The sequence below is a fragment of the Neisseria sp. P0022.S010 genome (assembly GCF_051956635.1).
This window is the reverse complement of record NZ_JBQCXF010000112.1, coordinates 1-8,341: the sequence shown is the minus strand read 5'-3', so window position 1 is coordinate 8,341 and position 8,341 is coordinate 1. Positions and strand designations below refer to the sequence as shown.

At 48.2% G+C, this 8,341-nt stretch carries 9 protein-coding genes, 2 tRNA genes and 1 pseudogene; 4 read left to right on the top strand and 8 right to left on the bottom strand.

Annotated features, from left to right (window positions below; all coding sequences use genetic code 11):
• The coding region (rplU, locus tag ACTHUT_RS10755) for a 50S ribosomal protein L21 (RefSeq protein ID WP_440418784.1) at positions 1–163 on the bottom strand (163 nt) is incomplete at its 3' end.
• A gap of 263 nt (positions 164–426) precedes the next feature.
• Between rplU and ispB the strand changes: the two genes are divergently transcribed.
• The 3 genes from ispB (at position 427) to ACTHUT_RS10740 (ending at position 1,945) form a co-directional block, all read left to right on the top strand.
• On the top strand, positions 427–1,401 hold the full coding sequence (gene ispB / locus ACTHUT_RS10750) for an octaprenyl diphosphate synthase (RefSeq protein ID WP_003748423.1): 975 nt from the start codon (positions 427–429) through the stop codon (positions 1,399–1,401).
• A 4-nt stretch (positions 1,402–1,405) separates the two neighbouring features.
• Positions 1,406–1,852 (top strand): DUF441 domain-containing protein, encoded by a 447-nt coding sequence (locus ACTHUT_RS10745; protein ID WP_440386067.1) that lies wholly within the window; start codon positions 1,406–1,408, stop codon positions 1,850–1,852.
• Between the two features lie 18 nt (positions 1,853–1,870).
• Positions 1,871–1,945: transfer RNA gene (locus ACTHUT_RS10740), tRNA-Arg, on the top strand.
• Between the two features lie 101 nt (positions 1,946–2,046).
• Here ACTHUT_RS10740 and ACTHUT_RS10735 read toward each other — a convergent pair.
• Both ACTHUT_RS10735 and ACTHUT_RS10730 read right to left on the bottom strand, forming a co-directional pair.
• Positions 2,047–3,204, bottom strand: a complete 1,158-nt coding sequence (locus ACTHUT_RS10735) for an NnrS family protein (RefSeq protein WP_049321983.1) — start codon at positions 3,202–3,204, stop codon at positions 2,047–2,049.
• A gap of 86 nt (positions 3,205–3,290) precedes the next feature.
• Positions 3,291–3,671 carry a hemerythrin domain-containing protein gene (locus ACTHUT_RS10730; RefSeq protein ID WP_063076157.1) on the bottom strand — a complete coding sequence of 127 codons (381 nt, stop codon included), beginning with the start codon at positions 3,669–3,671 and terminating at the stop codon, positions 3,291–3,293.
• Between the two features lie 146 nt (positions 3,672–3,817).
• Between ACTHUT_RS10730 and ACTHUT_RS10725 the strand changes: the two genes are divergently transcribed.
• Positions 3,818–4,276 (top strand): RrF2 family transcriptional regulator, encoded by a 459-nt coding sequence (locus ACTHUT_RS10725; RefSeq protein ID WP_440386066.1) that lies wholly within the window; start codon positions 3,818–3,820, stop codon positions 4,274–4,276.
• A gap of 599 nt (positions 4,277–4,875) precedes the next feature.
• On the opposite strand, the gene ACTHUT_RS10720 is transcribed toward ACTHUT_RS10725, so the two are convergent.
• The 5 genes and pseudogenes from ACTHUT_RS10720 to ACTHUT_RS10700 all read right to left on the bottom strand — a co-directional run.
• Positions 4,876–4,951, bottom strand: a tRNA-Ile gene (locus ACTHUT_RS10720).
• A gap of 93 nt (positions 4,952–5,044) precedes the next feature.
• On the bottom strand, positions 5,045–5,896 hold the full coding sequence (gene folP, locus ACTHUT_RS10715) for a dihydropteroate synthase (RefSeq protein ID WP_440386065.1): 852 nt from the start codon (positions 5,894–5,896) through the stop codon (positions 5,045–5,047).
• An 84-nt stretch (positions 5,897–5,980) separates the two neighbouring features.
• Complete coding sequence (locus ACTHUT_RS10710; protein WP_440386064.1) at positions 5,981–7,642, bottom strand: electron transfer flavoprotein-ubiquinone oxidoreductase; 1,662 nt, start codon at positions 7,640–7,642, stop codon at positions 5,981–5,983.
• A 132-nt stretch (positions 7,643–7,774) separates the two neighbouring features.
• Positions 7,775–8,212 carry an ExbD/TolR family protein gene (locus ACTHUT_RS10705; RefSeq protein ID WP_003686804.1) on the bottom strand — a complete coding sequence of 146 codons (438 nt, stop codon included), beginning with the start codon at positions 8,210–8,212 and terminating at the stop codon, positions 7,775–7,777.
• 3 nt (positions 8,213–8,215) lie between these two features.
• Positions 8,216–8,341 (bottom strand): annotated as a pseudogene (locus ACTHUT_RS10700) (biopolymer transporter ExbB); the annotation flags it as partial.

The window sequence follows — 8,341 nt, the reverse complement described above, 5'->3', positions numbered from 1 at the left end:
CGATAAAAGGTGCGCCTACTTTTACAGATTCGCCGTCAGCAATCATCAAAACTTCAGTCAGTTCGATTTGGCTGTCGAGTTCGGCTGGTATCTGTTCTACTTTCAATTTTTCGCCAACGGAAACTTTGTATTGTTTACCGCCGGTTTTTACGACCGCGTACATACTCAACTCCATGAGAATTAGGTTAACATTCCGCACACCATGTGCGAAACGAGCTATTCTATTTCTATTTGTCTGTTTTGTCAAAATTTATTTTATTTACAACTGAAAAGGCCGTCTGAAAGATATGTTGCATGCTTTTTAACTGATATAATCACGCGCTGGATTGCTGATATTTTTATGCAACGTTATTACCCCGACCGAATGTACGGGTTTAAACAGATTCATTGGAGCCTCCGCTCCGTTTTATCAACAGAGAATGTTTTATGCTCGAAAACCTGCCTTACTTCCAACGCCACCTGCCCGATGACCTTGCCAAAGTGAACGCGGTCATCAACCAAGCTGTTCAATCCGATGTCGCGCTGATTTCGCAAATCGGCACATACATCATCAGCGCGGGCGGTAAGCGACTGCGTCCGATTATTACCATTTTGGCAGGCAAAGCAGTCGGGCATGACGATGAAAAACTGTATTCGCTGGCGGCGATGGTGGAATTCATCCACACCTCCACCCTCCTGCACGACGATGTCGTCGATGAAAGCGAATTGCGCCGCGGCCGTAAAACCGCAAACAATCTCTTCGGCAACGCGGCGGCCGTTTTGGTCGGCGACTTCCTCTATACACGCGCCTTCCAACTGATGGTTGGCTCAGGCAGCATGCGTATTTTGGAAGTGATGGCCGATGCGACCAACATCATCGCCGAAGGCGAAGTTATGCAGCTGATGAACATCGGCAATACGGATATTACCGAAGAGCAATACGTCCAAGTCATCCAATACAAAACAGCAAAATTGTTTGAAGCGGCCGCTCAAGTCGGCGCAATTTTGGGCAAGGCTTCCCCCGAACACGAGCAAGCCTTGAAAGACTACGGCATGTACGTCGGTACGGCTTTCCAAATCATTGACGATGTATTGGACTATTCTGGCGAAACCGAAGAAATCGGCAAAAATGTCGGCGACGATCTGGCAGAAGGCAAACCTACCCTGCCATTGATTTACCTGATGCGAAACGGCTCTGAGCAGGCCGCCAACGATGTGCGCCATGCTTTGGAAAATGCCGACCGCAGCTATTTTGAAAAAATCCACGACTATGTCGTCAACTCCGACGCTTTGCCGTATTCGATTTCCGAAGCGAAAAAAGCCGTCGACAAAGCCATCGCTTCATTGGACGTATTGCCTGACAGCGAAGTCAAAGAAGCCATGATCCAACTGGCAAAAGAATCTTTGGCCCGAGTATCTTAATCCGATGAATTCCAGCTTTGTCCCTTTGTTTCTGGTTACGCTGATTTTTTTGGGCGTCGTCAGCAACAACAACTCGATTACGATTTCGGCGGCGATATTGCTGCTCATGCAGCAGACGGCCTTATCGCAATATCTTCCCTTGGTGGAAAAACACGGTTTGCATCTGGGCATCATCCTGCTGACCATCGGCGTATTGAGCCCGCTGGTTTCCGGTAAAATCCAGATTCCGCCGGTTTCCGAGTTTATCAATTTTAAAATGATTGCCGCCGTCCTTATCGGCATTTTGGTTGCCTGGCTTGCCGGACGCGGCGTTCCATTGATGAGCGAACAGCCTGTTTTGGTAACCGGATTATTAATCGGCACAGTCATCGGCGTTGCCTTTGTCGGCGGCATTCCGGTCGGCCCTTTGATTGCTGCCGGCTTATTGTCTTTTTTTGCCGGAAAGGTTTAAAATCCCCTCCTTTACCGCCTCGCCATAGTTCAACGGATAGAACGTATGCCTCCTAAGCGTAAAATACAGGTTCGATTCCTGTTGGCGAGGCCACAGTCTCAATAAAAGCCTTTCATACTTTGAAAGGCTTTTTTATTATCAATAATAAAGGCCGTCTGAAACTTTTCAGACGGCCTTTTCATTTCGCCAAACCGTTAACCCGGACGACCATCCGAACGCGGACGGATCAGCCAAGGAATATATTTCCATGCGTACAACAGCAAAGAGGCGGCAAACAAAGCGGCGGAGCAACGAATACTGTGCGTATATGCCGTACCGTTCACAAAAGTTGCCAAAACACGGACAACCGTTGCGGCTATCATCAACCAAAAGGCGACAGGAACTACTTTAGGCGGCGGATAAATGGAGTTGCCGGTATGGCCAAGCGCGGTTCGCGCCATCATGCCCAAAGTCAGCACGCCGATACCGCCAACGCCGATAAGGTGTACGCCCAAATTCAGGAAACTTGGAACCCAATAAGAAATACCGACAGCAATCAAGCCCAAGCCGGTAAACAGATAGCCTGCAAACAAAATCCAAAGCATAGGCTCTTTCAGTACGGCTTTATACCACCAGCGGTACACCTGCACGGTAAAAATCACACCGGCAGCCAGAGCAAACAACGCGGCCAGTCCCGGCAAAATGTTATGCGCCATCAGCATGGCGGTCAGCATAGGCAGCCAAAGTGAAGCGTGCGCCACCCATTGAGGACTGGGGATTTGCGGCACGTTCAGGCGCTTGGACGTAAAGAACGAGATAATCCGCATACCGATCAAACCGATAAAGCCGGCTACCATAATCAAACCGGATTGCAAACCGGTCATCAGCGCAATGGCATCAAACGGCTGCACTTTCAGATGGAAGGCGAAATGGGTGCCGCCCAAAACAAAAATAGCGAACACGGCAACATAGTTGCGCTTGTTTTGAGAACGGATTACCGGCAAAGCCATGCATACCGCGCCATACCAGAAAAAGATCGTACCGAATATGCCGCTTGCCGTTACCCCCCAACCAGGAATAAACATACAAATGCGGGCCAACAGCCAAAATGCGGTCAAACCGGCCAACGCCTTACCGCGTGTCGGCGGCTGGCCTGTCCAAGTCGCCACGGCCGTCAATAAAAATGCAATGACAACCAATCCGGCATAGCCCCAAATCATTTCATGGGCATGCCAATAAAAACCTGGCAACTCAGGCGTACCCTGAAAGCCGAAGCCCCAAAGCAGTATAGACAATGCGCCATACAAAGCCGCCAACGAATAAAACGGGCGGAAGGCCATTGCCCAAACAGGGTGTTTGAACAAATCGGTCATGGTGGTTCCTTCAATTTTTATATCATCATAAAACAGCAACAGAGGCCGTCTGAAACTTTTCAGACGGCCATCGATTCCTTTCCCTGTTACACATTCTCAGGCAAAGGCAAAAAAGGTTCAATCGCAGGGAAAAGCTCGCGCTCCTCAAAGCGCGCATGATCGCGCAAAGTAACAGCAAACTCCTTATTCCATGATTCATTCATATATTCAGGATGCGCCATCATCGCGCGCAATTTGGCATGATCGCCTTCAAAACGCTGCCGCAACGCAGGGTCAATTTTATCCCAATACGGCGCAAACATGGTTTCCTCTTCCAAAAAATGTGGCTCAAGCTCAACAAAATGAGGCTCCAGCTCCGCCTGATGGCTTTGATCGGGCGTACGCAGGAGACGGACGCACAACGACAGCGAGCCATGATGTTCGCGGGAAAGTTCTATTAAGGCAGGATGGCGTTTCAAGGGCTTCATAAGTTCGTTATAATGGTAACAGTTTGTCAAACTGGATTAATTCAAATGTTTCAGATATTATGAAACCCAATCCCACATAAAGTCAAACAGCCCCTCTCCAAGCACTACGCTTTTGACATATAATAAAAATATCTAAAGAGCCAGCCATGTATCTGACCCAACATACCGATTACGGATTGCGCGTATTGGTTTATACCGCCATCAACGATGACACCCTCGTCAATATCGGCACCATTGCCGAGACTTACAATATTTCCAAAAGCCATTTGATGAAAGTGGTTACCTCATTAGTCAAAGGCGGATTTCTGGTCAGCGTGCGCGGCAAAGGCGGCGGTTTGCGCTTGGCAGACAATCCTGAAAACATCAATATCGGTGCGGTGGTACGTCATCTTGAGCCGACGCAGGTCGTCGAATGCATGGGCGACAACAACGAATGCCTCATCACCCCTTCCTGCCGACTGACCGGTATCATCACCGGCGCCATCAAAGCCTTCTTTAATCATTTAGATCAATACTCACTGCAAGATCTTTTGGACAAGCCGACTTACGACATACTTTATACACCGCGCATCCCGATCAACGAAATACGCGGAACGGCCGACTAAATCCTCAGGCCGTCTGAAAACAATCCAGCCATACTGAAATGGTATTACTTAAATAATAAAAAATGCCGTCTGAAATGAAGATTTTCAGACGGCATTGGTTTACAAAACACTCTACAGCTTAAATAGCTGACTTTCATTCGATAGGTTAATTTTTATGCTAAATATATCGAATATAAGACAACAGAAAAACCTAAAATAAGAATAATCATAGCAACCGTAAAACTTATTCTTAATATTTTCAAATAAAATTTATTGGAGATTTTTTGTATTCCAAACAGTATCTTGAAAAATTTTAATTGCATACTTCTATGAGTAAATAGATATTCAAAAAACCCTATATCCATCCCTTCTGATTTTAATATTTTATATAGCATTACTAGATTAATGATAACTGCAATAAAATACAAAAATGCTAAAAAAAACTGAAAATAAGGAAATAACTCCACCAAACTACTCCTTCTTTTTTAAAAAGGATTTTCCCTAAAAAACATATTGGACGACATAACCAAATTGTTATTGCCGACATTATATTCCAATCTTTCGCAAACCAATAAATACAAAAATACCCGAAGCCAAAAGCTTCGGGCATTTTTAATATTTGGTGGGTCCGGTGGGTTTCGAACCCACGACCAAGGGATTATGAGTCCCCTGCTCTAACCCCTGAGCTACAGACCCGTCAAGAGTAGAAGCGGATTATAGCATAACTTGTTGCTTGTTCAAGATGCCGGGCAAATGTTTCAGACGGCCTGTTGGTTTTCTATTCGGGCATTATGCCGATACGCCCAATTCTTCCCAAACTTTCAAAGCGTCAGCCGTTGCTTTGACATCGTGAACACGGATGATTTGCGCACCTCTAGCCACTGTGGCCAAAGCGGCTGCGACGCTGCCGTGTACGCGTTTGGCGGCATCTTGTTCGCCTGTCAGCTCGCCAATCATGCTTTTGCGCGATATGCCGATCAGAAGGGGGAATCCGGTTGCTTCCATCAACTCAGGCAAATGTTGTATCAGGGTAATGTTGTGTTGCAGGTTTTTGCCGAAACCGAAGCCGGGGTCGAGCGTGATGCGTTCAGGGTCAATGCCTGCTTGAACGCATTCTGCCGCGCGTGCTTTTAAATAACGCGTGATTTCTTCGACGACATCTTGATATTGCGGATTAAGCTGCATGGTTTTGGGCAAACCCTGCATGTGCATGAGACACACGCCTGTCGTCGGCTGTTGAGCCAATAATGCGACTGCGCCTTCATCACTCAATGCGGCAACATCGTTGATAATATCGACGCCGCCTTGCGCCAAGGCTTTTTCCATGGTTGCCGTGTGGCGCGTGTCCAAGCTGACGGGAACATTCCACTTGGCCACTTCCGCCAAAACCGGCTGCACTCTGGCCCATTCTTCTTCGAGAGAAACATCATCCGCACCCGGGCGGGTAGATTCGCCGCCGATATCGAGAATATCCGCGCCGTCTTTCAGCAGCTGCTCGGCATGTGCCAATGCTATTGAGACATTTTGCGAATAGGTGCCGCCATCGGAAAGTGAATCGGGGGTCAGATTGACGATGCCCATGATTTTCGGTTTGTCCAAGGCGATTTCAAATCGGCCTGCCTGCCAAATGCGTGTGTTCATAATGCGTCCATTGATGAAATAATAGGATAGAGGCAGTCTGAAATTTTTCAGACGGCCTTTAGGTTTTGACTTCAAAACAGTAAATTACATTCCGCCGTAATTCGGCCCGCTTGCGCCTTCGGGACAAATCCAAGTGATGTTTTGCGTCGGGTCTTTGATGTCGCACGTTTTGCAGTGTACGCAGTTGGCGGCATTGATTTGCAGACGCGGGCTGCCGTTTTCTTCGACGATTTCATATACGCCGGCCGGACAATAGCGGGTTTCGGGCGAGGCATATTCTTTGTAGTTTACGTCTATCATGACCTGAGGATTTTTCAGCACCAAATGGTCGGGCTGGTTTTCTTCGTGCGCAAGGTTGGCAAGGAAAACGCTGCTCAAACGGTCGAAGGTCAAAACGCCGTCGGGCTTCGGATAATCAATCGGCTTGCATTCGGCTGCTTTTTTGAGCTGCTCGTTGTCTTTGCCGTGATGTTTCAAAGTCCAAGGGGCTTTGCCTCTGAAAATCATTTGGTCGATACCTGTATAGATTGAGCCGAGGTAAACGCCCCATTTGAATGACGGACGGACATTGCGCGCAGCGTAAAGCTCTTGATACAGCCAGCTTTGTTCAAAGCGTTGCTGATAATCGGCAGCCTCTTTGCCACTGTCAAAGCTTTCCACTTCTTCGAGATTTTCCAACAAGGGGAACACGGCTTCTGCGGCAAGCATGGCGGATTTCATGGCCGTATGAATGCCTTTGATGCGCGGCATATTCAGGAAACCGGCCGCATCGCCGACCAAAACGCCGCCTTTAAACGAGAGTTTCGGCAGGCTTTGCAAACCGCCTTCAATCAGCGAACGCGCACCATAAGCGATACGGCGGCCGCCTTCGAAGGTTTTGCGGATTTCAGGATGGGTTTTGAAACGTTGGAACTCTTCAAACGGCGACAGATAAGGGTTTTGATAATCCAAGCCGACCACAAAGCCGACAGCGACTTTGTTTTCGTCAAAGTGATAAATAAACGAGCCACCGTAGGTTTTGCTGTCCAACGGCCAGCCTGCGCTGTGCATAACCAAACCGGGCTGATGTTTTTCAGACGGCACTTCCCAAATTTCTTTAATGCCCAAGCCGTAAGTTTGCGGTTCGCTGTTTTGGTCGAGCTTAAATTGTTCAATGACTTGCTTGGAAAGCGAGCCGCGACAGCCTTCGGCAAATATGGTTTGCTGCGCCCAAAGCTCCATGCCTGGCTGGAATGCATCGGTCGGTTCGCCGTCTTTGCCCACACCCATATTACCGGTCGCAATGCCTTTGACCGAACCGTCTTCGTGATACAGCACTTCGGCGGCGGCAAAACCCGGATAAATTTCCACACCCAAATTTTCCGCCTGTTCCGCCAGCCAGCGCACGACTTCGCCCAAGCTGGCAATATAGTTCGCATGGTTGTCGAAATTCGGGGTAACCGGCAAGTTGAAGGCTTTTTTCTCGGTCAGGAACACAACCCTGTCCTTCGTCACTGTACGCGTCAGCGGCGCGCCTTTTTCTTTCCAATCAGGAATCAGCTCATTCAAAGAAATCGGATCGATAATGGCACCGGCAAGCGAGTGCGCACCGGCCTCCGAACCCTTCTCCACCACGCAAACGCTGATTTCACGTCCATTCTTTTCGGCAAGCTGCTTGAGTTTGATGGCGGCGGACAAGCCCGACGGGCCTGCGCCGACAATCACGACATCGTATTGCATACTGTCGCGCTCAATGGTTTCTGTCATAGTGGTTCCTGTATTGTCATTATTCAATTTAATCCGCTAATTATACAGCCTGGACATATAGTTACCAAATACAACAAAAGGCCGTCTGAAACTTTACTCAAATTTCAGACGGCCTTTACTGTATTCAAAAGATTATTGCGCTTTGGTTTCCGTTACAAAACCGATTTTGCTGATACCGGCTTCGCGCGCCGCTTGCAGGGCTTGGTTGACATAATCGTATTCAACCGCTTTATCCGCCGCAATCGCCACAATCACATCTTCGTTTTTCGCTTTGGCTTCTTTCAGCTTGGCGGTTACCGTTGCCAAATCTACTTTGGTATCCGAATCACCGCCAACGACATAAGCACCACTGGCATCAATACTCAAACGCAAAGGATCTTTAGGCTGCTGCTTATCCTCTTTTGCCGCTTTTTCCGAAGCAGTCGGCAACTCCAAAGGAATCGAGTGGGTCAGCACCGGCATAGTAATCATAAATACAATCAGCAACACCAGCATCACGTCCACCAAAGGCGTAACGTTGATATCCGACATCGGCGCATCATCGCCGGAATTCATTGATCCGAAAGCCATGATTTAATCCTTTTGGTTCAGAAGGCGGACATGCAGGTCATGTGCAAATGCATCCATATCTTGCGCGATGGTTTTTGTACCGCGATTGAGGAAGTTGTACGCCAATACGGCCGGAATCGCCACAAACAG

Coding starts and splice junctions, on each gene's coding strand:
- ispB (WP_003748423.1), top strand. CDS start 427: ATGCTCGAAAACCTGCCTTACTTCCAACGCCACCTGCCCGATGACCTT.
- ACTHUT_RS10745 (WP_440386067.1), top strand. CDS start 1,406: ATGAATTCCAGCTTTGTCCCTTTGTTTCTGGTTACGCTGATTTTTTTG.
- ACTHUT_RS10735 (WP_049321983.1), bottom strand. CDS start 3,204: ATGACCGATTTGTTCAAACACCCTGTTTGGGCAATGGCCTTCCGCCCG.
- ACTHUT_RS10730 (WP_063076157.1), bottom strand. CDS start 3,671: ATGAAGCCCTTGAAACGCCATCCTGCCTTAATAGAACTTTCCCGCGAA.
- ACTHUT_RS10725 (WP_440386066.1), top strand. CDS start 3,818: ATGTATCTGACCCAACATACCGATTACGGATTGCGCGTATTGGTTTAT.
- folP (WP_440386065.1), bottom strand. CDS start 5,896: ATGAACACACGCATTTGGCAGGCAGGCCGATTTGAAATCGCCTTGGAC.
- ACTHUT_RS10710 (WP_440386064.1), bottom strand. CDS start 7,642: ATGACAGAAACCATTGAGCGCGACAGTATGCAATACGATGTCGTGATT.
- ACTHUT_RS10705 (WP_003686804.1), bottom strand. CDS start 8,212: ATGGCTTTCGGATCAATGAATTCCGGCGATGATGCGCCGATGTCGGAT.